The 19,634-nt window shown below is 60.9% G+C and carries 18 protein-coding genes and 4 tRNA genes; 5 read left to right on the top strand and 17 right to left on the bottom strand.

Going from position 1 to position 19,634, the window contains the following annotated elements:
* Positions 1-7: 7 nt before the first annotated feature.
* The 3 genes from DM807_RS16395 to DM807_RS16405 all read right to left on the bottom strand — a co-directional run bounded on the left by DM807_RS16395 (position 8) and on the right by DM807_RS16405 (position 2,498).
* Positions 8-316, bottom strand: coding sequence for a hypothetical protein (locus DM807_RS16395; protein WP_179027562.1), 309 nt, complete (start codon positions 314-316; stop codon positions 8-10).
* Between the two features lie 224 nt (positions 317-540).
* A complete protein-coding gene (locus DM807_RS16400; RefSeq protein ID WP_012271574.1) occupies positions 541-978 on the bottom strand; it encodes a DoxX family protein in 438 nt (145 codons plus the stop codon).
* Positions 979-1,091: 113 nt separating this feature from the next.
* Entirely contained in the window at positions 1,092-2,498 is a 1,407-nt protein-coding gene (locus DM807_RS16405; protein ID WP_012271573.1) for an MltF family protein, read from the bottom strand.
* A 157-nt stretch (positions 2,499-2,655) separates the two neighbouring features.
* Here DM807_RS16405 and DM807_RS16410 point away from each other — a divergent pair, with 157 nt between their 5' ends.
* The 3 genes from DM807_RS16410 to DM807_RS16420 all read left to right on the top strand — a co-directional run bounded on the left by DM807_RS16410 (position 2,656) and on the right by DM807_RS16420 (position 5,467).
* Positions 2,656-3,450: a TatD family hydrolase gene (locus tag DM807_RS16410; RefSeq protein ID WP_012271572.1), complete on the top strand. Its 795-nt coding sequence runs from the start codon at positions 2,656-2,658 to the stop codon at positions 3,448-3,450.
* A gap of 94 nt (positions 3,451-3,544) precedes the next feature.
* A complete protein-coding gene (locus DM807_RS16415) occupies positions 3,545-5,023 on the top strand; it encodes a methyl-accepting chemotaxis protein (RefSeq protein WP_069942815.1) in 1,479 nt (492 codons plus the stop codon).
* Positions 5,024-5,098: 75 nt separating this feature from the next.
* The gene (locus DM807_RS16420; RefSeq protein ID WP_060493059.1) at positions 5,099-5,467 is read left to right on the top strand and encodes an Mpo1-like protein; all 369 of its coding nucleotides are present in this window, start codon (positions 5,099-5,101) and stop codon (positions 5,465-5,467) included.
* A 36-nt stretch (positions 5,468-5,503) separates the two neighbouring features.
* Here DM807_RS16420 and DM807_RS16425 read toward each other — a convergent pair whose 3' ends face one another.
* The 3 genes from DM807_RS16425 to DM807_RS16435 all read right to left on the bottom strand — a co-directional run bounded on the left by DM807_RS16425 (position 5,504) and on the right by DM807_RS16435 (position 7,451).
* Positions 5,504-6,301 carry an acyl-CoA thioesterase gene (locus DM807_RS16425; RefSeq protein ID WP_060493060.1) on the bottom strand — a complete coding sequence of 266 codons (798 nt, stop codon included), beginning with the start codon at positions 6,299-6,301 and terminating at the stop codon, positions 5,504-5,506.
* Positions 6,302-6,378: 77 nt separating this feature from the next.
* On the bottom strand, positions 6,379-7,158 hold the full coding sequence (locus DM807_RS16430) for a CHAD domain-containing protein (protein WP_179027563.1): 780 nt from the start codon (positions 7,156-7,158) through the stop codon (positions 6,379-6,381).
* Positions 7,159-7,172: 14 nt separating this feature from the next.
* Positions 7,173-7,451: a lipoprotein gene (locus tag DM807_RS16435; RefSeq protein WP_003250254.1), complete on the bottom strand. Its 279-nt coding sequence runs from the start codon at positions 7,449-7,451 to the stop codon at positions 7,173-7,175.
* Positions 7,452-7,629: 178 nt separating this feature from the next.
* Here DM807_RS16435 and DM807_RS16440 point away from each other — a divergent pair, with 178 nt between their 5' ends.
* On the top strand, positions 7,630-8,670 hold the full coding sequence (locus tag DM807_RS16440) for a patatin-like phospholipase family protein (protein ID WP_012271567.1): 1,041 nt from the start codon (positions 7,630-7,632) through the stop codon (positions 8,668-8,670).
* 82 nt (positions 8,671-8,752) lie between these two features.
* On the opposite strand, the gene DM807_RS16445 is transcribed toward DM807_RS16440, so the two are convergent.
* The 11 genes from DM807_RS16445 to DM807_RS16495 form a co-directional block, all read right to left on the bottom strand.
* The gene (locus DM807_RS16445; RefSeq protein WP_012271566.1) at positions 8,753-10,624 is read right to left on the bottom strand and encodes a SurA N-terminal domain-containing protein; all 1,872 of its coding nucleotides are present in this window, start codon (positions 10,622-10,624) and stop codon (positions 8,753-8,755) included.
* 181 nt (positions 10,625-10,805) lie between these two features.
* On the bottom strand, positions 10,806-11,078 hold the full coding sequence (locus DM807_RS16450; RefSeq protein ID WP_012271565.1) for an HU family DNA-binding protein: 273 nt from the start codon (positions 11,076-11,078) through the stop codon (positions 10,806-10,808).
* Positions 11,079-11,230: 152 nt separating this feature from the next.
* Positions 11,231-13,627 (bottom strand): endopeptidase La, encoded by a 2,397-nt coding sequence (gene lon / locus DM807_RS16455; RefSeq protein WP_012271564.1) that lies wholly within the window; start codon positions 13,625-13,627, stop codon positions 11,231-11,233.
* Between the two features lie 164 nt (positions 13,628-13,791).
* Complete coding sequence (gene clpX, locus DM807_RS16460) at positions 13,792-15,075, bottom strand: ATP-dependent Clp protease ATP-binding subunit ClpX (protein ID WP_012271563.1); 1,284 nt, start codon at positions 15,073-15,075, stop codon at positions 13,792-13,794.
* Positions 15,076-15,183: 108 nt separating this feature from the next.
* A complete protein-coding gene (gene clpP, locus DM807_RS16465) occupies positions 15,184-15,825 on the bottom strand; it encodes an ATP-dependent Clp endopeptidase proteolytic subunit ClpP (protein ID WP_012271562.1) in 642 nt (213 codons plus the stop codon).
* A 91-nt stretch (positions 15,826-15,916) separates the two neighbouring features.
* Complete coding sequence (gene tig / locus DM807_RS16470; protein ID WP_012271561.1) at positions 15,917-17,230, bottom strand: trigger factor; 1,314 nt, start codon at positions 17,228-17,230, stop codon at positions 15,917-15,919.
* A 248-nt stretch (positions 17,231-17,478) separates the two neighbouring features.
* Complete coding sequence (locus tag DM807_RS16475) at positions 17,479-17,778, bottom strand: DUF6388 family protein (protein ID WP_012271560.1); 300 nt, start codon at positions 17,776-17,778, stop codon at positions 17,479-17,481.
* A gap of 244 nt (positions 17,779-18,022) precedes the next feature.
* Positions 18,023-18,098 (bottom strand) — tRNA-His (locus DM807_RS16480).
* Between the two features lie 44 nt (positions 18,099-18,142).
* Positions 18,143-18,227, bottom strand: a tRNA-Leu gene (locus DM807_RS16485).
* 52 nt (positions 18,228-18,279) lie between these two features.
* Positions 18,280-18,355: transfer RNA gene (locus DM807_RS16490), tRNA-His, on the bottom strand.
* Between the two features lie 41 nt (positions 18,356-18,396).
* A tRNA-Arg gene (locus tag DM807_RS16495) sits at positions 18,397-18,473 on the bottom strand.
* Positions 18,474-18,743: 270 nt separating this feature from the next.
* Here DM807_RS16495 and folD point away from each other — a divergent pair.
* Positions 18,744-19,598: a bifunctional methylenetetrahydrofolate dehydrogenase/methenyltetrahydrofolate cyclohydrolase FolD gene (gene folD / locus DM807_RS16500; RefSeq protein WP_003250234.1), complete on the top strand. Its 855-nt coding sequence runs from the start codon at positions 18,744-18,746 to the stop codon at positions 19,596-19,598.
* The last annotated feature ends 36 nt before the right edge of the window (positions 19,599-19,634 follow it).

Consider the following 19,634-nt stretch of genomic DNA (forward strand, 5'->3'; position numbering starts at 1 on the left):
GCACTCCTCAGCGGCGGGTAATCAGGCCTTGGCGCGCGATGCGGGTGAGGTGGCCGATGACTTCGGCAGCCTCCTCCAGCGCTGGCGCCTGGATCACGGCCAGGTCGAAACGGTCAGTGCCATACTGCGCGAGGTAGCAGCCGCTATCGGCGAACTGAATCAGAAAGGCACGCGCCTGGCCCTTGCGCCGTGACAGGCCTTCGAGATGACGCAAAAGGGTGGGCTGATGCTGGCCGCCGAGCAGGATGCGCGGTGTGCGGGCCGCCTGGTTGGCAGGCAAAGGGCTCAAACAGACACTGGTACGTGGGCAACTCATGGAGCTTCTCTCCGCCTCGCGAATCCCGCTGGGCAGCGGTGGGAGGCGTCACCGAACCAGCGCTTTAGCGGTATTTCGGATGGCCCGGAGGTGGGGCTTTCCTGCGCCCCGCAAGTAGCTGTTTAAATCGGCGCAGGCGGTATGCTAGAGCTACAAGCGGCAAGATACAAGCCTCAAACCGATCACTTTCGGCTTGAGGCTTGTATCTTGCCGCTTGCGCAGTATCAGCGGGCGATCAGGCGGTCGAGCGAGAAGCGGCCTGCGCCTTCGATCATGACGGCAACGGTACCGGCCAGCAGCGCCAAGGCGAACTCATAGCCGTTGTTGGACATGAACAGGCCATTGCCGATGTGCACCGAGAAGATCGCCACCACCAAGGTCACGGTCAGCGCCAGCGCCGCTGGACGAGCCAGCAGGCCAACCACCAGAGCCAGGCCGCCGAAGAACTCGGCACTACCGGACAGCAGGGCCATCAGGTAACCCGGGGCCAGGCCGATGCTTTCCATCCATTGGCCGGTGCCTTCCAGGCCATAGCCACCGAACAGGCCGAAGAGTTTTTGCGCACCATGCGCCATGAAAATGATGCCGACCAGGATGCGGATAACGCTGAGGCCAGCGCCAGCACGGGTAGAGAACAGGGCGTTGAGGGTAGTGTTGTTCATGTCGGAGCGTCCTTGAAGCGAGGAAGTTGTGTTGGGATGGGCGCCATCATAATCAATTCTACTGATATGAAAATCGCAAAAAGCCCAACATAACAATCTACAAATTCGATACATCAACGCTTCGCTACGCGCTCCAGCGCGACCCGTTCGCGGTTGAACGCCAGGTAGTATTTGTTGACGCTGTTGACGAAATTGACTGGCCCCATACCCACCTGCTCCATGGCGATGCGTTCGGTCTGGAAAAACCACTGGTTACCGTTGAGCCCACGCCGCCGAGCCTCGGCGCGCATGGCCTGGACCCGCTCGGGGCCAAGATTGTAGGCTGCCAGCACAAAGGCCATGCGCTCACGCTCGTTGATCTTGGCACTGGCGAAGAACTTGCGCCGGATAAGCGCCAGGTATCGAGCACTGGCCTGGACATTGCCATCCACCGTCGCGGTGTTGCTCACCCCCACGCGCTGGGCGGCCGAAGGGGTGATCTGCATCAGGCCATGGGCACCACCGGTGCCGCGTGCGGCCGGGTTGAGCGTCGACTCCTTGAAGGCCAGCGCAGCCAGGTTGAGCCAGTCGATCTGCTGCGCCTGACCATGCTTCTGCAGCACCGCCCGCACCGAGGCCAGGCGCTGGCGGTCCTTGCTGGCCAACGGGTTGTGCACCCGATACTGACGGCGGTAGATGCGCTCGAACGCGGCATCCTGGTTGTCAGGCGCGCGGTAACCTTGCAGGAAGTGATCGACTGTCGCCAACAATTGCGGCGCATCACGCCCCACATACCAGCGCATGGCTTGCGGCGCCCCCAGGTGCACCCGGCTGTCCAGGCGCAGCCGCGGCATAACCCGCGCCCATCGGCGGGCAATAGGCTGCTCGACTACGGTCAGGTGGTAGATGCCAGCCTGTACCATCTCCAGCACGTCCTCCACCGCCAGCGTCGAATCGACCCACTCCACCTTGATTGGCGGCCGCTTGCGCAGCGCCAGTTGCTGGTTGACCTGCTGGATCATTGGCCCGGCGGCGCTGGCGCTGGTCAAGGCCACGGTACGCCCGGACAACTGCTCGACCTTGCTGAAGCTTCGCTCGCCTTTACGCCCGACCAGCATCAACGGCACCTGGTCGAGTATCGGCGCACTGCTGCTGACGCCGCGCACCGTGCTGGGGTCGAGCAGTTCGCCAGGCGCAGCCAGGTCACCCTCGCCACGGGCCAAGGCGCCCAGCAACTGCTCCTTGGCCCTTGGGATGAGTTTCAGCTGGATCTGCTGGTCGTCGTCGGTACGAGCATTGAGGTAATGCTCCAGGGCACGCAGGCGATAATACTCAATGCCGACCGGCTCGCCCTTGACTTCACCCGAGCTGTTGCGGCTTTGGTTGACCAGCACCCGCAGCACTTTGCTGGTGCGAATCTGCTGCAGGTCACGCACCTTGGCTGGCGGAATATTCTGCTGCGGCCCCGGCGCGCGCGCCTGTGCCGGACCGGCAAGGACCAGCCCAAGCGTCAGCAGGAAAACAAGCCAGCATCGCAGCATGCGCAAACGTGTCCGTGGTCGGTGGGCGGCATCCATGGGTTGCACCGCCAAGTGATAAATGACGGTAAAAGACCACGGCAACAGCATGAAGTTCTTGGTTTTTTCAGAAAAACGCGGTTTTTGCTATGCTGGCCGCCCCGCGGCACGAGATAGCACCATGCAACTGATCGATATCGGCGTCAACCTGACCAACAGCAGTTTCCACGACCAACAGGCAGCAATCGTCGAGCGCGCACTTGAGGCCGGGGTTACGCAAATGGTGCTGACAGGCACTAGCCTGGCCGTCAGCGAACAGGCGTTGGCGCTGTGCCAGCAGCTGGACCCGAACAGTGCGCACCTGTTCGCCACGGCCGGCGTGCACCCTCATGACGCCAAAGCCTGGGATGCCGACAGCGAGCGCCAGCTGCGCCTGTTGCTGAATGAACCGCGCGTGCGCGCCGTGGGCGAATGCGGCCTGGATTTCAACCGCGACTTCTCCCCTCGCCCGCTGCAGGAAAAAGCCCTGGAAGCCCAGCTGGCCCTGGCTGTGGAGCTGCGCCTGCCGGTGTTCCTGCACGAGCGTGATGCCAGCGAACGCTTGCTGGCAATCCTCAAGGATTACCGCGACCACTTGACCGGCGCGGTGGTGCACTGCTTTACCGGTGAGCGCGAAGCACTGTTCGCCTATCTGGACATGGACCTGCATATCGGCATTACGGGCTGGATTTGCGACGAACGCCGCGGCACCCACCTGCACCCTCTGGTAGGCAACATTGCGCAAGGCCGGCTGATGCTGGAAAGCGACGCGCCCTACCTGCTGCCGCGCAGCCTGCGGCCCAAGCCGAAAAACGGCCGTAACGAGCCGGCGTTTCTGCCGGAGGTCTTGCGCGAAGTGGCCCTGCATCGAGGTGAGTCGGCCGAGCAGACCGCGGCGCATACCACAGCGACGGCGCGGGCATTTTTCCAAATCTGAATTTGACGCATATCAACAACGGACCTGAGTGATACAGGCACAATGATGGCACCTTGCCAATATTGTTTCCGCTCAACTCAGAGAAGACCTGCCCATGGGTGCCTGGCTTAGCAACGTTTCCTTGAAGTACAAATTCTGGGCCGTCAACGCGGTGGCCTTTGTGACCACCTTGCTGCTGGTGCTGTATGCCGTGCACCTGGAGCAACGCGCACGCGCCGAGGCAGCGCAGGAGCAAGCGGCCGCGCAAGCCCAGTTGTTGGCTGCCTGGCCGGCCGGGCAAGCACTGCCGCGCCCGGCCAACGTCATCAGCTGGTCGGCCGGGCAAACGCCAACCTTCGCCGGTGAGGCCCTTGAAGCCCTGCGCAACGCCCAGGGCTGGGTTGCACTGCCCAGCGCCTGGGTCCTCGGTGACAACCCGCTGCGCGGCGCACAGGTACTGCGCAACGGCGACCAGCAGGTTGCCGTGCTGGCCCAGTCGCCCAGCCTGCGCCAGGTATTCTTCGATCGCTTCAGCAATTACGCGGTGTGCGTGCTGATATTGATGCTGGCCATGCTCGGCGCCTCACAACTGCTGATCCGCTTCCTGCTCAGCCAGCTCAATACCCTCAAGGACGTGATGCTGCACGTGGAAAAAACCGGCGACCTGGCGGCTCGGGTACCGCTAGCCTGTGGCGACGAGGTCGGCCAGATGGCCGGGGCCTTCAACGCCATGCAGGCAACCTATCACCGCGTGGTCAGCACCGTCGCCCATACCGCTGCACAGTTGGACTCAGGTGCCGCACGCCTGGCCGCCAGCATGAGCGACGTGCGCCACGGCATGCTTGGCCAACAGAGCGAGACCGATCAAGCGGCCACCGCCATCAACGAAATGTCGGCGACGGTGCACCACATTGCCCAGCACGCCGGCGCCACCCGCGACTTGTCACAATCCGCCGACACCCTGGCCGGCAGTGGCAAAGAGGTGGTCAGCCGGGTGCAGGATTCGATTTCCGGGCTTTCCAGCGGCGTGCAGCAAACTGCCGAGATGATTCGTCAGCTGGCTGAAGACAGCCAGAAAATCAACGGCGTGGTCAGTGTGATCCACAGTATTGCCGAACAGACCAACCTGCTGGCGCTCAACGCCGCCATCGAAGCAGCGCGCGCCGGTGACTTGGGGCGCGGCTTTGCCGTGGTGGCCGATGAAGTGCGCAACCTGGCCAAACGCGTGCAATCCTCCACAGACGAGATCACCACCATGGTTTCGGCCCTGCAGTCGGGCACCCGCGATGCAGTGGAGTTCATGCAGGAAAGCTCGTACAAGGCCGACGACTGCGTGCGCCAGGCACAGGAAGCCGGTGAGGCGCTGGCCGAAATCACCGGTGCCGTGGCGCAAATGCGCGAAAGCAATACCCAGATTGCTGTGGCGGCCGAGCAGCAAAGCCAGGTGGCCGAGGAAATGAACCGCGCGGTGGTGAGCATCCGCGATGTCACCGAGCAGACTGTGCAGCAGACAGTGAGCTCGGCGACCACCAGCAGCGAACTGGCGACCCTGGCAGGCGAACTGAGCAAAGCCATTGGCCAGCTCAAGCTATAGCCACCATAGCCAGCCTCGATTGGCCCCCGCTCGGGGGCCGCACTAAGCTTTGGGCATGACCGAGAGGAATTACCCATGAGCAAACGCCTGCCCAACCTGCCCGCCTGGCAATGGCGCGGCTACCACCATAACCACCGCCACCCGACCAATCTGGTGCTGCACCTGATTGCCGTGCCGTTGTTCATCCTGGGGGCTCTGCTGGTGCTGTCCGGCCTCTTCGGTCTCGACCTGGGCCAGATCGCGGTGGGTATCATTGCCTTGATCGCCGGCCTCGGCCTGCAGCGCCATGGCCACCGCCTGGAAGCCGAACAGCCCGAGCCATTCGCCAACCGCCAGGATGCCATGCAACGCTTACTGACCGAGCAGTTCATCACCTTCCCGCGCTTTGTACTCAGCGGGGCTTGGTGGAAGGCCTGGCGGGAGCGGCACAAGCACCGCCATTGACGTGACGATCATGCGCGCAATCGCTGTGGTTACGGGTTAGGCAAACACGGTGACGGTCTGGCGGCTCAAGGCCAGCAATTCACCCCCTGCGGTCCACAACGCCGCAGCAGCATGCCCATAACCATCCCGCGCATGCTCGGTCTCTACGCAATACCGGCACCAGTCCAGGGTCGATAGCTTCGCTGTGGGCTGAATGAATTCGATGGTCCAGGTCAGCGTGCTGCCCGCTGCGGGCTGCTTGAGAAACGGCATCAGGCTCGGTGGCCAGGCATCGACCAACGCCAGCAGGTGCGTTTCGTTGACCTGTTCTTCAGCCACATCCCGCAACCGTACCCAGCCCCCCATCTTGCGCGACTGATTGCCACTGAACGGCAACCCGCCCACTGCCCAGCGCAATGCCACGTGCCGCATGAACTCTGGGGTAACGCCTTTGATGTACGGTAACTCGGGAGCTGCATCATCGAGTGCCGGCATTTCCATTGCCGGTAATGCTGGCACTTCGACCACCGAAGGCCGGCCTGCACCGAAATTGCCCTGTACCAGCGTCACAACCTGGCCATCCTGAACGGCGCGGCCCAGCAAGGTGCTGACTGCCTTGCCTTCACGCAGCACCTCCACCTCGAAGCGGATCGGCACATCTGCCGCCGCTGGCGCCACAAAGCTGATGGCCAGCGAGCGTACCGGGCGGCTGTCGCTTAGTTTCAGGCGCATGGTTTCATAGACCATTGCCGCCATCAGCCCGCCAAAGGCAGCGCGGCCCTGGGCCCAGCTGGGCGGGATACTGACGGAGTTCGGGTTGGCCCGCACGGCGTCGAGCAGTTGGTTGAAATTCATTGGCCGGCTCCTGCCTGCAGCGAAAAAGGTCTGCCCATCCTAGCCAGCAAACCTCGGGGGATCAGCCCGCATTTCGGTCATTTTTCGGGCTGGCGCCGCGCCAGCGCCCGTTGCAGGGCATCGAGGGTCACATCCGATTGGCGCTCAGCCTCGTGCAGCTCATGCTCCCAAGCCGCCTTGCAGGGGGCCAGGTCGGCATGATCGCGCACTTGCAGCAGCCATTGCAGGCGGTCGTGCCAGTTGCCAAGGTCGCCCTGCGCCTGCTTCAGCAAACGCTGCAGTTTCTTGCCTGCATGGTTGAGCTGCGGGTATGCCTCATCGCCATAGCGCGCACGCTTGATCAGCAAACGCAGCCGGTGACGATCGTGGGCCGGGTCCTGCAGCGCTTCGTTCAACCTGCGCCATTGCTTGACCAGGCGTTTGTCGATGCGCTTGCCCAGCGACTTGACCAAACCCTCACGGCCTGCCGCACGCAGAAACAGTGGAAACGCGTCGACAATCGCCAGCACCCTTGCCAGCTGTGGGCTAGCAGCGACACTGGCGAAGGTTTTGTCACGCCCCTGAAGGCGCCGCTGGCCGGCCGCGGTTTGGCCGCGCCCGATCAGCTCAGCCGCCAGCACCTCGCGATCACGCAGCGGCGTGGTCAGGGTACCCAGCGCGCTGGCGGCATCTTCCAGTTGCTCCACGCCAGGCAGGCCGCGCAGCGGCCGCAGCAGGCTGCGCAGCCGGCGCAAGGTGATACGCAGGTCGTGCAAGGCCTCGCTGTCGGTATTGGCAGCCAAGCGCTCGCGACAGGCCAGCAGGCGCACCTGCACGGCCAGAATCTGAGCTACGACATGATCGAGCATGGCAGACATTGGACGCTCCTTGGTCAACGCCCGGCGCGCGATTCACGAATGTAGAAGCGCGCCTTTTCAGCTTTGCGGGTACAGCTTTCGTAACCTTCGAACTGCTGCTGGGTCTTGGCCCCGGTGAGCAGCGACAAAGCCTTGGAATAGCTCACGGCACCGGCAAAGCCTTCTGCCTTGGCCAGGTCCAGTTCCTTCCAGGCGGCATCCAGCTGGGTCGCGCAGCTGTCACGGTAGGCCGTCTTGCCCGCACAGCCGGCAAGGGCCAAGGCAATCAGTGGAAGGCAGATCCAGGCTTTCATCAGTAATACCTCAATGGAAAATTCGGTGGCTGTTCGACGCCCCGGCAGCTGAAAAGTGCCCTGCCCGGCCAGCGGGCTCCGGCCGGTTTTAATACAGTAGCTCAGCGCGATCTACATTGAAGCACAGGCAGCGATGGGTGCATTGTAGGACCATGGTGGCAATGGCCGGGGAATGTTCATGAGTAAACGCGTAGCGCTGGTACTGGGATCGGGCGGAGCCCGGGGGTATGCACACATCGGCGTCATCGAGGAAATCGAGCGCCGCGGCTACGACATCGCCTGTATCGCCGGCTGCTCCATGGGCGCGGTGATTGGCGGCATCTACTCCGCCGGCAAATTGGACGACTACCGCAACTGGATCGAAAGCCTGGATTATCTGGATGTATTGCGCCTAGTCGACGTCAGCTTTCGACTGGGTGCCATTCGCGGCGACAAGGTGTTTGGGCAGATCCGCAAGATCGTCGGCGAAATCAACATCGAGCAACTGCGTATTCCTTACACAGCAGTGGCCACCGACCTCACCAACCAGCAGGAAATCTGGTTCCAGGAGGGCTGCCTGCATCAGGCCATGCGCGCCTCGGCAGCCATCCCCAGCCTGTTCACACCGGTGATGCAAGGCAACCGCATGCTGGTCGACGGAGGCATCCTCAACCCCTTGCCAATCGTCCCGGTGGTGTCCAGCCATTGCGACCTGATCATCGCGGTCAACCTCAACGCCACCAACCAGAAGCACTATCAGTTGCCGGTGATCGAACGCCCGGCGGCATTCAAGATGCGTTTTGATGCTTTGTTGAGTTCACTGGGTTCACGCTTGCCGTTTCGGCGCAAGCCGGCCGAGGAGCTGATACGCATCGAGCAGGAGATCGTCGCCGAAGGGCTGGCTCCACCCAGCCCATGGCTGAACGATGCCGCCGACCCGGAAAGCCAGCAACCGGCGGCGGCACCGGAGCGCGAGGGTGCACCGAAGTCGGCTACCGGTTCGTTCATCATCGATAACGTGGGGCCTGCTTCGCTGCTGGACCTGATCAACCAGAGCTTCGAGGTCATGCAGACCTCGTTGGCACAGTACAAAATCGCCGGCTATCCGCCAGACGTGCTGATCAACGTGCCTAAACGGGTCTGCCGGTTTTTCGAGTTCTACAAGGCGCCGGAGCTGATTGCTCTAGGGCGGGAGATTGCGCGGGATACGCTGGATAACTATGAAGGGGTGAAGCGCTAACACGATGACCGTGCATGCCTTCACGTGAACCGAAATGAAACAGGCCGCACGAGGCGGCCTGTTTGTTCATGCAGCGATCACCTTAGTAACGGGTGATATCCGCATTGGCTTCCAGCTGCTTGCGGTAGGCCGCGAAGTCCTGCTGGCCAGCACGCGACGCAAGGTAGCGGCGGATCTGCTGCTTCTCTTCGTCGGTGGCAGTTGCGCCTTCGTTGACGCCCTTGAGCTGCAGTACTACCAGGCTACCGTCGCGCAGCACTACGCTGCCATAAACCGGCTTGTCCTTGGCTTGCGGCTTGCCCAGGCGGAACAGCGCCTGCAGCTCGGCCGGGTCAATGCCGTCCTCACCACGGGTAACTGCTTCATAAGCTTTCCAGCCTTGCCCTTCATGCACGCTACCTGCTGCGATGGAACCATCACGCAGGCCGGCAATCAGCTTGTCCGCCTTGGCCTTGAGCTCGGCAGTCGCCTTCTCTTTGGCCAGGTGTTCGCTGATGTTCTTGGCCACAGCTTCCAGCGGCAATTGCTCTGGCTTGCGGTGCTCCTTGACACGCAGCACTACAGTGGTTTCCGGGTCGAGTTCGATGGCGGTGCTGTTGGCACCCTCATCCAGCACTTCTTCGGAGAACGCGGCCTGCACCACTGAACGGTTGGCCGTGATGCCCTCACCGCCTTCGCGGCCAAACGCTGCAGAGGTGTGCACCTTGAGGTTCAGGTCCTGGGCCGGCTGGGCCAGGTCGGAAGCCTCGTAGGCTGCATCCTGCAGTTGCTTGCTGGCGTCGACATAACGCTGCTCGACCAACGGAATCTTCAGGTCGCGGGTCAGCTTGTCCTTCAGGCTGGCGAAGCTTGGTACTTCTGGCGCCTGCACGCCCAGCAGCTTGATCAGGTGGTAGCCAAACTCGGTACGCACCGGCGTCGATACCTGGCCATCCTGCAGCTTGTAGAGCGCGTCTTCGAAGGCTGGGTCGTATACACCCGGGCCGGCAAAGCCGAGGTCGCCGCCGTTGTTGGCCGAGCCTGGGTCCTGGGAGAACTCCTTGGCCAGCGCGGCGAAGTCTTCACCCTTGGCCAGGCGCTGCTCGATCTCTTCGGCGCGGGCCTTGGCCTGGGCTTCGGTGACCTTGTCGTTGACCTCGATGAGGATGTGCGCCGCATGGCGCTGCTCGGCGAGGTTGGCGATTTCCTTCTCGTACTGGGCCTTGAGTTCTTCGTCGGTGACCTTGACCTGGTCGAAGAACACCGACTTCTTCAGCTCGATGTAGTCGATCACTACTTGGTCAGGCGACATGAACTCCTTGGCGTGCTGGTCGTAGTGCGCCTTCACCTCTTCTTCGCTGACCTTGACCGCGGCCGGGTCGGCCTTGAAGGTCAGGGAGGCGAAGTCGCGCGTCTGCTTCTCGAGGCGAGCAAAGGCGTCAACCTGCTGATCGGTCACGAAGCTGCTGCCAGCCAGGCCGGTGCGCAGCTGGCCGATGAGCATTTCCTCGGCGAGCATCTCGCGGAACTGCATGCGACCGTAGCCCATCTGGCGGATGACCTGGTCGAAACGGTCGGCACTGAACTTGCCGTCCACCTGAAACTCCGGCGTCTGCAGGATCACCTGATCAAGCGCGGCCTCGGAGAAGGCGAACTTGGCATCTTCGGCGCCTTGCAGCAGCAGCTTGCGGCTGATCAAGCCCTTGAGGGCCTCTTCACGCAGCAATTTGTCATCCAGCAGCGCTGGGTCGAAATCCTTGCCCAACTGTTGCATCAGCTGACGGCGCTGCATGTCGGCCGCCTGGCTCAGCTCGTTCTGGCTGATGGTCTGGCCGTTCACCTTGGCGGCGTCCTGGCTATGGGTGGCGGCCTGAAAAATGGCTTCGAAGCCGGTCAACGCCATCAACACGACGATAAGGCCGATGATGGTCTTGGCAATCCAACCTTGTGAATTGTCCCTGATATTTTGCAGCATGCGTCCCCCAGAAACGGCTGTACCACTGCGTCGACAACCGCGGAGCGTGGGTAGAATCCTGATAAAAGAAAGGCGCATCCGAGGATGCGCCTTTTCTTAGCAAACGTGTCAGGCGGGAACGTTTGCGCCCCGCCGTCACCGTGCTCGGACCAGGCCAGGCCGGGTCCGGCTGAAAGACGACTTAGTTGACGGCGTCTTTCAGGCCTTTGCCTGCCTTGAAACCTGGAACCTTGGCGGCTTCGATCTTGATCGCCTTGCCGGTTTGCGGGTTGCGGCCGGTACGCTCGGCGCGATCCTTGACCGAGAAGGTACCGAAGCCAACCAGTACTACATCGTCACCTTGCTTCAGGGCGCCGGTGACGGATTCGATGACTGCATCCAGCGCACGGCCGGCTACAGCTTTCGGGATGTCTGCAGATGCGGCGATAGCGTCAATCAGTTCCGACTTGTTCACTCTAAGTCCCCTTATTTCTCTATTGAGTTTGTTTCTAAGTATGTAATGAAAAGCTTATGAAACGTGCGCTGGGTGGCCTGTTGACAATAGCGTGCCGCTTTATAGCAAGGCCCCGAAAAAACTGTCAAGGAAAGCCCCCCAGCCAAAAACTACTAATGCGTGCTGATTCTTTCCTTAGCATCGCCGTCGCGCTTTTCATCTTTCGCGACAATCTCAGGAGCCACATCTGGCAAGGGCTCCGGGGCGTATTGCAGCGCAATTTGCAGGACTTCGTCAATCCATTTGACCGGTTTGATCTGAAGATCCTGTTTGATATTTTCCGGAATCTCCTTCAGATCGCGAACATTTTCCTCTGGAATGATCACCGTCTTGATCCCGCCACGGTGTGCCGCCAGCAGTTTTTCCTTCAGCCCGCCAATGGCCAACACCTGGCCACGCAGGGTGATTTCGCCGGTCATGGCCACGTCGGCACGTACCGGAATCTGCGTCAGCGCCGACACCAGCGCGGTGCACATGCCGATACCGGCACTTGGGCCGTCCTTCGGCGTGGCGCCTTCAGGCATGTGGATGTGCACGTCGTGCTTCTCGTGGAAGTCGGCTGCAATCCCCAGGCTGCGGGCGCGGCTGCGAACCACGGTCTGCGCGGCGGTGATCGACTCGACCATGACATCGCCCAGCGAGCCGGTCTTGATCAGTTGGCCTTTGCCGGGGATGACCACGGCCTCGATGGTCAGCAGTTCGCCGCCAACCTGAGTCCAGGCCAGGCCGGTCACCTGGCCGATCTGGTCCTGCTGCTCGGCCAGGCCGTAGCGGAACTTGCGCACGCCCAGCAGATGCTCCAGCTGCTCGCTGGCCACCTTGACCTTGACCTGCTTCTGCCCGGTATGTTCCTTGACCACCTTGCGGCAGACCTTGGCGATTTGCCGCTCGAGGCCCCGCACACCGGCTTCGCGGGTGTAGTAGCGGATGATGTCGCGGATCGCCGAGACGTCGACTTCCAGCTCTTCCTTCTTCAAGCCGTTGGCCTTGACCTGCTTGGGTACCAGGTACTTGACCGCGATGTTGATCTTCTCGTCCTCGGTGTAACCCGGCAGGCGGATGACTTCCATCCGGTCGAGCAGCGCCGGCGGGATGTTCATCGAGTTCGAGGTGCACAGGAACATCACGTCCGAAAGGTCGTAGTCGACCTCCAGGTAGTGGTCGTTGAAGTTGTGGTTCTGCTCCGGGTCGAGCACTTCAAGCAGCGCCGAGGCCGGGTCGCCGCGCATGTCGCTGCCCATCTTGTCGATTTCATCGAGCAGGAACAGCGGGTTGCGCACCCCCACCTTGGTCATCTTCTGGATCAGACGGCCCGGCATGGAGCCGATGTAGGTACGGCGGTGGCCGCGAATTTCGGCCTCGTCACGCACACCACCCAGGGCCATACGCACGAACTTGCGGTTGGTGGCGGCAGCGATCGACTCGGCCAACGAGGTCTTGCCGACGCCGGGTGGGCCGACCAGGCACAGCACCGGGCCGCGGATTTTCTTGACGCGTTTCTGTACGGCAAGGTACTCGAGGATACGTTCCTTGACCTCTTCCAGACCATAATGGTCGGCGTCGAGGATTTCCTCGGCCTTGGTCAGGTCCAGGCGCACCTTGCTCTGCGCCTTCCACGGCACCTGCACCAGCCAGTCGAGGTACGAACGTACCACGGTGGCCTCGGCCGACATCGGCGACATCTGCTTGAGCTTGTTCAGCTCTGCCTGGGCCTTGGCCAGGGCATCTTTGGGCAGGCCAGCGGCTTCGATACGCTTTTTCAGCTCTTCGACTTCGTTGTGGCCTTCGTCGCCATCGCCCAGCTCTTTCTGAATGGCCTTCATCTGCTCATTCAGGTAGTACTCGCGCTGGCTGCGCTCCATCTGCTTCTTGACCCGGCCGCGAATGCGCTTTTCGACCTGCAGCAGGTCGATTTCGGCGTCCAACAGCGCAAGCACGTGTTCGACACGGGTAGTCAGGTCGACGATTTCGAGAATTTCCTGCTTCTGCTCGATCTTCAGGGCCATGTGCGCGGCCATGGTGTCGACCAGGCGCCCAGGCTCTTCGATGCTGTTCAGCGAAGACAGCACTTCGGCAGGGACTTTCTTGCCCAACTGAACGTACTGCTCGAACTGCGACAGCAGCGTGCGCACGAACACTTCCGACTCGCGCTCGGCGGCATCGGTTTCGTCGATCAGGGAGACTTCGGCACGGATGTGCCCTTCTACTTCGGTGAAACGCTCGACGGCGCCACGCTGCTCGCCTTCGACCAACACCTTCACGGTGCCATCAGGCAACTTCAGCAGTTGCAGCACGGTGGCAACGGTACCGACGCGGTACAGGGCGTCCTCACCCGGGTCGTCGTCGGCTGGATTCTTCTGGGCCAGCAGGAGGATCTGCTTTTCGCCCGTCATCGCTGCCTCGAGGGCTTCGATGGACTTTTCACGCCCCACGAACAGCGGGATAACCATGTGCGGGTAAACAACGACATCGCGCAATGGCAAAAGAGGCAAGTCGAGGGTGGTCTTCATGATTTCGCCTCTACAGCGGCCTTATGGCCGGAAACCGGTGGAAATGATGCTTGGACCTAATGTGGGGGCACGCCTGGGAAATTACAAGCGCTTGCGCAGGAAAAGCAGAAAGGGGCCCGTAGGCCCCCTTCTTGCTTGCAACCGAGAACCGGCCATTACCTGAATCAGGCGTCTGGCGCGGCCTTGGCTTGCGGCTCGCTGTTCTCGTAGATCATCAGCGGCTGCGAGGTGCCCTCGATGACGCTCTCGTCAATCACCACCTTGCTGACCTCCTTCTTCGAAGGAATCTCGTACATGGTGTCGAGCAGCACGCCTTCGAGGATCGAACGCAGGCCACGGGCGCCGGTTTTACGCTCCAGGGCTTTGCGCGCTACGGCCTTGAGCGCATCACTGCGGAACTCGAGGTCGACGCTTTCCATCTCGAACAACTTGGCATACTGCTTGGTCAGGGCGTTCTTCGGCTCGGTGAGGATCTGCATCAACGCAGCCTCGTCCAGCTCGTCGAGTGTAGCCAATACCGGCAGACGGCCGACAAACTCCGGGATCAGGCCAAACTTGACCAGATCGTCCGGCTCGACCTCACGCAGGGATTCGCCAACCTTCTTGCCCTCTTCCTTGCTACGCACTTCGGCGCCAAAACCGATGCCACCCTTGGTGGAACGGTTCTGGATGACCTTTTCCAGGCCCGAGAACGCACCACCGCAAATGAACAGGATGTTGCGGGTATCAACCTGCAGGAATTCCTGTTGCGGGTGTTTGCGGCCACCTTGCGGCGGAACCGAGGCCACGGTGCCCTCGATCAATTTCAGCAACGCCTGCTGCACACCCTCGCCCGAAACGTCACGGGTGATGGATGGGTTGTCCGACTTACGCGAGATCTTGTCGATTTCGTCGATGTAGACAATGCCCATCTGGGCCTTTTCCACGTCGTAGTCGCACTTCTGCAACAGCTTCTGGATGATGTTCTCGACGTCCTCACCCACATAACCGGCCTCGGTCAGGGTGGTGGCGTCAGCAATGGTGAACGGTACGTTCAACAGGCGTGCCAGGGTTTCGGCGAGCAGGGTCTTGCCCGAGCCAGTCGGCCCGATGAGCAGGATGTTGCTCTTGCCCAGTTCGACTTCGTCACCCTTCTTGTCACGCTGGTTCAGGCGCTTGTAGTGGTTGTACACCGCTACGGCCAGCACCTTCTTCGCGCGCTCCTGACCAATGACGTACTGGTCCAGGATGCCGCTGATTTCTTTCGGCGAAGGCAATTTGTGCGCGCTGCTTTCGGCCTGGGCTTCCTGCACCTCCTCACGGATGATGTCATTGCACAGGTCGACGCACTCGTCGCAGATAAATACCGAGGGCCCGGCAATCAATTTGCGCACTTCGTGCTGGCTTTTGCCGCAGAAGGAGCAATAGAGCAATTTGCCGCTGTCCTCGCCGTTACGGGTGTCAGTCATTCGATCGATCCAATCCGGTAGGCTTGCAACACAAGATGAAGGCAATTGCGGGCTTTTTCAAGTCCGCAGGTAGGCGCTTTCGGCGCCTACCTGCTCTGGCACCCCGGTTCAGGAGGCCAGTTGCCGCTTGTCGTAGACCGAGTCGATCAGGCCGTACTCGGCCGCGCGCGAGGCGCTCATGAAGTTGTCACGCTCAGTATCGCGCTGAATGGTCTCGAGGTCCTGGCCGGTGTGGTAGGCCAGCAGCTCGTTGAGACGCGCCTTGATGCTGAGGATTTCCTGGGCGTGGATCTGGATGTCGGTAGCCTGGCCCTGGAAGCCGCCCAGCGGCTGGTGAATCATCACCCGCGAGTTAGGCAGGCAGTGACGCTTGCCCTTGGCGCCAGCGGTCAACAGGAAGGCACCCATGCTGCAGGCTTGGCCGATGCAGATGGTCGAGACATCCGGCTTGATGAACTGCATGGTGTCGTAGATCGACATGCCAGCCGTCACCGAACCGCCTGGGGAGTTGATGTAAAGATGGATATCCTTGTCCGGGTTTTCCGCCTCAAGGAACAGCATCTGCGCCACTACCAGGTTGGCCATGTAGTCTTCTACAGGGCCCACCAGGAAGATCACTCGCTCCTTCAACAGGCGCGAGTAGATGTCGTAGGCGCGTTCGCCACGGGCGGACTGCTCGATAACCATCGGGACCAGACCGCCTGCGGCCTGGATGTCAGAGCTCTGCTGAATATAAGAATTGCGGGACATGTCCTGCGCTCACTCCCAAATAGTCATGGCTTGAATACGCACAAGCCAGCTCGAAGGCTGGCTTGTGGGGGTTTCCTACGAGAGAAGCCCGTTACTCAGCAGCGGCAGGAGCCTCAGCTGGCTTAACGGCATCTTCGTACGAGACCGACTTGTCGGTCACAGTCGCTTTCTGCAGAACAGTATCTACAACTTGCTCTTCCAGCACAACCGAACGCACTTCGTTCAGTTGCTGATCGTTCTTGTAGTACCAGGCGATGACCTGCTCAGGCTCTTGGTAAGCCGAAGCCATTTCTTCGATCATCTCGCGAACCTTGGCGTCATCTGGCTTCAGCTCGAACTGCTTGACCACTTCGGCCACGATCAGGCCCAGCACTACGCGGCGCTTGGCTTGCTCTTCGAACAGCTCGACTGGCAGCTGCTCAGGCTTGATGTTGCCACCGAACTGCTGAACAGCCTGCACGCGCAGACGATTGACTTCGTTTTCCAGCAGGGCTTTCGGCACTTCGATCGGGTTGGCAGCCAGCAGACCGTCCATGACCTGGTTTTTCACCTTGGTCTTGATCGCCTGACGCAGCTCACGCTCCATGTTCTTGCGAACTTCGGCGCGGAAGCCTTCCAGGGTCGATTCCTTGATGCCGAACTGGGCGAAGAACTCTTCGTTCAGCTCTGGCAGCACAGGTGCCGAAACGCTGTTGACGGTGATGGTGAACTCGGCGGCTTTGCCAGCCAGGTCCAGGTTCTGGTAATCCTCTGGGAAGGTCACGTTCACAACGCGCTCTTCACCCGCCTTGGCGCCAACCAGACCATCTTCGAAGCCTGGGATCATGCGGCCGGAGCCCAGTACCAGCTGGGTGCCCTTGGCCGAACCACCGGCGAATACTTCACCGTCGACCTTGCCGACGAAGTCGATGTTGACCTGGTCGTCGTTCTGCGCAGCGCGCTCGACGGCCTCGAAACGGGTGTTCTGCTTGCGCAGCACTTCCAGCATGTTGTCCAGGTCGGCGTCAGCCACTTCGGCGCTCAGGCGCTCGACGTTGATCGACTCGAGGCCGGAAACAGTGAACTCTGGGAACACTTCGAAGATGGCGACGAATTCCAGGTCCTTGCCCTTTTCGAAGGACTTCGGCTCTACAGCCGGGGCACCAGCCGGGTTCAGCTTCTGCTCGACGATGGCTTCGTAGAAGGAAGCCTGGACCAGGTCACCGAAAGCCTCTTGACGGGCGTCAGCTTCGAAACGCTGACGGATCACGTTCATCGGCACTTTACCAGGACGGAAGCCCGCAATCTTGGCGCGCTTGGCAGTCTGCTGCAGACGCTTGTTGACTTCGTTCTCGACGCGCTCGGCCGGAACGGCGATGGTCATGCGGCGCTCGAGAGCGGAAGTGTTTTCAACAGAAACTTGCATGGATATTCCTCGTTGCACAGACGTTAGCCGGCGTTAGCCCGACTCCAAGAATCAAGGGCAAGCATTCTAGTGAGTCACGCAGCAGAAGTCACCCCACTCGGGACGACGGGAAACAACGCCGGTCGATTAACTTTCAAGGCCCGCACGGCACACCGCCGGGCCTGCTTCAATAAGGGCTGCACGACACCCGAGGCGACGTGCAGCCGAAATACCTTGTCAAACAACTGCCTGTGGCGAATTCGCTTCCTTTATTCAGGATCGATTTCGTTGAACTGGCAGTACTCTTCCCATTCCAGCCCCAGCGCCTCGGCCACCTCACGGTGCGTCTCCAGACGCATGGCGTTCAGCTGCTCCGGGGTTTCGGCAATCAATTGCAGCGCCAGCTCCCAGGGCTGAATACCCTGCTCGTCGGCTGCATCCTCGAACGCCCACTCGATCTGCTGAGCCTGCTCACGCGCGTCCAGCTCACGGATCTCCTCGAGCAACTGCGGATTGGCTTCGGCAAAGCGCTGCAGCGCCAGGGCCTGACGGGCTTCTTTTGCAATCATCGTGGTGTCCTCTGCCAGCCAAACGGGCCGGTGTTTCAACCGGCTGAAATCTAACAGCTTTTATTGGGGTGTCACCAGTGGATTGCAAGGGCGAGGAATGCGATTTGGCGGGAAGGGGCTCGCCACGACATTTTCGGCGCCTCTGAGATCGAGCGCCGACGCACCCAAGGCATACAACCACAGCCACGCAGAACCCAAAACAAAAAGGCGCCCGATCTCACGATCAAGGCGCCTTTCAAGAATATGGGGTGGACGATGGGAATCGAACCCACGACAACTGGAATCACAATCCAGCGCTCTACCAACTGAGCTACGCCCACCATATTGCGGTCTTGCGATGTTGCGGTACAACCTTACAGAAGCATGGTGCGGACGAAGAGACTCGAACTCTTACAGCTTGCGCCGCTGGAACCTAAATCCAGTGTGTCTACCAATTTCACCACGTCCGCGTAACGCTTAAAACAAAGGCGCCAGATGCTATCGAGGCGCCCTTGAAGAATATGGGGTGGACGATGGGAATCGAACCCACGACAACTGGAATCACAATCCAGCGCTCTACCAACTGAGCTACGCCCACCATATTGCATTACTGCCTACTTGCTTGCCAAAGCTGCCTAATGGCGCACCCGGCAGGACTCGAACCTGCGACCATCCGCTTAGAAGGCGGATGCTCTATCCAGCTGAGCTACGGGCGCTTAAGCTTGAAGCCTAACCGAACAAGACGTTAACAAGTAATTGTTAAACCACTCATTCTGCCCGACTTAGCCAACCAGTGCTAGGCTGTGCCCGACAAGTGCGGCGAATCTTATAGGCGACCCCGAAAGTCGTCAACACCTTTTTAAAAAAAATTTAAATTATTTAAGGGGTTAGGGGATTTGCCCGACCACCCGCCTTTGCCCTTGGCCCATGTCGTGCGAGAATGCGCGTTCTTAATTGTTTCCTTCTCGATGGTTAATCACGCGTCTATGACTGCACACCTAATCGATGGCAAGGCGATCGCCGCCAGCCTGCGCCAGCAGATCGCTCAACGTGTCGTGGAGCGTCGCCAGCAAGGCCTGCGTACGCCGGGCCTGGCGGTGATCCTGGTCGGCACCGACCCCGCCTCCCAAGTCTATGTTTCGCACAAGCGCAAGGACTGCGAAGAGGTCGGCTTCATTTCGCAGGCATTCGACCTGCCCAGCGAGACCACGCAACAAGCCCTGACCGAGCTGATCGACCGCCTCAATGATGACCCGGCCGTCGATGGCATCCTGCTGCAGCTGCCACTTCCGGCGCACCTGGACGCCTCGCTGCTGCTCGAGCGCATTCGCCCGGACAAGGATGTGGACGGCTTCCATCCGTACAACATTGGCCGCCTGGCCCAGCGTATTCCGCTGCTGCGCCCGTGCACGCCAAAAGGCATCATGACCCTGCTGGAAAGCACCGGTCAGGACCTGTACGGCATGAACGCCGTGATCGTCGGCGCGTCCAACATCGTTGGCCGCCCGATGGCCATGGAATTGCTGCTGGCCGGCTGCACCGTGACTGTCTGCCACCGCTTCACCAAGGACCTGGCCGGCCATGTAGGCCGTGCCGACCTGGTGGTGGTGGCTGCCGGCAAGCCGGGCCTGGTCAAGGGTGAGTGGGTCAAGGAAGGCGCCATCGTCATCGACGTGGGCATCAACCGCCAGGAAGACGGCAAACTGGTTGGCGACGTGGTCTACGAGACCGCCCTGCCGCGCGCCGGCTGGATCACGCCGGTGCCGGGTGGCGTCGGGCCGATGACCCGGGCGTGCCTACTGGAAAACACGCTGTATGCGGCAGAAGAGCTGCATAAGTAATACCGCGTGATGTGAAAACGGCACCTCTGGCAGGTG

The organism is Pseudomonas hunanensis (genome assembly GCF_013393325.1).
Taxonomy (GTDB): Bacteria; Pseudomonadota; Gammaproteobacteria; order Pseudomonadales; family Pseudomonadaceae; genus Aquipseudomonas; species Aquipseudomonas putida_P.

Bases quoted from the DNA above. Each gene is read 5' to 3' on its own strand.
- DM807_RS16420 (WP_060493059.1), top strand. From the start codon at position 5,099: ATGAGCAAACGCCTGCCCAACCTGCCCGCCTGGCAATGGCGCGGCTAC.
- DM807_RS16395 (WP_179027562.1), bottom strand. From the start codon at position 316: ATGAGTTGCCCACGTACCAGTGTCTGTTTGAGCCCTTTGCCTGCCAAC.
- DM807_RS16435 (WP_003250254.1), bottom strand. From the start codon at position 7,451: ATGAAAGCCTGGATCTGCCTTCCACTGATTGCCTTGGCCCTTGCCGGC.
- clpP (WP_012271562.1), bottom strand. From the start codon at position 15,825: ATGTCCCGCAATTCTTATATTCAGCAGAGCTCTGACATCCAGGCCGCA.
- DM807_RS16475 (WP_012271560.1), bottom strand. From the start codon at position 17,778: ATGATTGCAAAAGAAGCCCGTCAGGCCCTGGCGCTGCAGCGCTTTGCC.
- DM807_RS16405 (WP_012271573.1), bottom strand. From the start codon at position 2,498: ATGCTGCGATGCTGGCTTGTTTTCCTGCTGACGCTTGGGCTGGTCCTT.
- DM807_RS16440 (WP_012271567.1), top strand. From the start codon at position 7,630: ATGAGTAAACGCGTAGCGCTGGTACTGGGATCGGGCGGAGCCCGGGGG.
- DM807_RS16430 (WP_179027563.1), bottom strand. From the start codon at position 7,158: ATGTCTGCCATGCTCGATCATGTCGTAGCTCAGATTCTGGCCGTGCAG.
- DM807_RS16425 (WP_060493060.1), bottom strand. From the start codon at position 6,301: ATGAATTTCAACCAACTGCTCGACGCCGTGCGGGCCAACCCGAACTCC.
- tig (WP_012271561.1), bottom strand. From the start codon at position 17,230: ATGCAAGTTTCTGTTGAAAACACTTCCGCTCTCGAGCGCCGCATGACC.
- DM807_RS16445 (WP_012271566.1), bottom strand. From the start codon at position 10,624: ATGCTGCAAAATATCAGGGACAATTCACAAGGTTGGATTGCCAAGACC.
- folD (WP_003250234.1), top strand. From the start codon at position 18,744: ATGACTGCACACCTAATCGATGGCAAGGCGATCGCCGCCAGCCTGCGC.
- lon (WP_012271564.1), bottom strand. From the start codon at position 13,627: ATGAAGACCACCCTCGACTTGCCTCTTTTGCCATTGCGCGATGTCGTT.
- DM807_RS16415 (WP_069942815.1), top strand. From the start codon at position 3,545: ATGGGTGCCTGGCTTAGCAACGTTTCCTTGAAGTACAAATTCTGGGCC.
- clpX (WP_012271563.1), bottom strand. From the start codon at position 15,075: ATGACTGACACCCGTAACGGCGAGGACAGCGGCAAATTGCTCTATTGC.
- DM807_RS16410 (WP_012271572.1), top strand. From the start codon at position 2,656: ATGCAACTGATCGATATCGGCGTCAACCTGACCAACAGCAGTTTCCAC.
- DM807_RS16400 (WP_012271574.1), bottom strand. From the start codon at position 978: ATGAACAACACTACCCTCAACGCCCTGTTCTCTACCCGTGCTGGCGCT.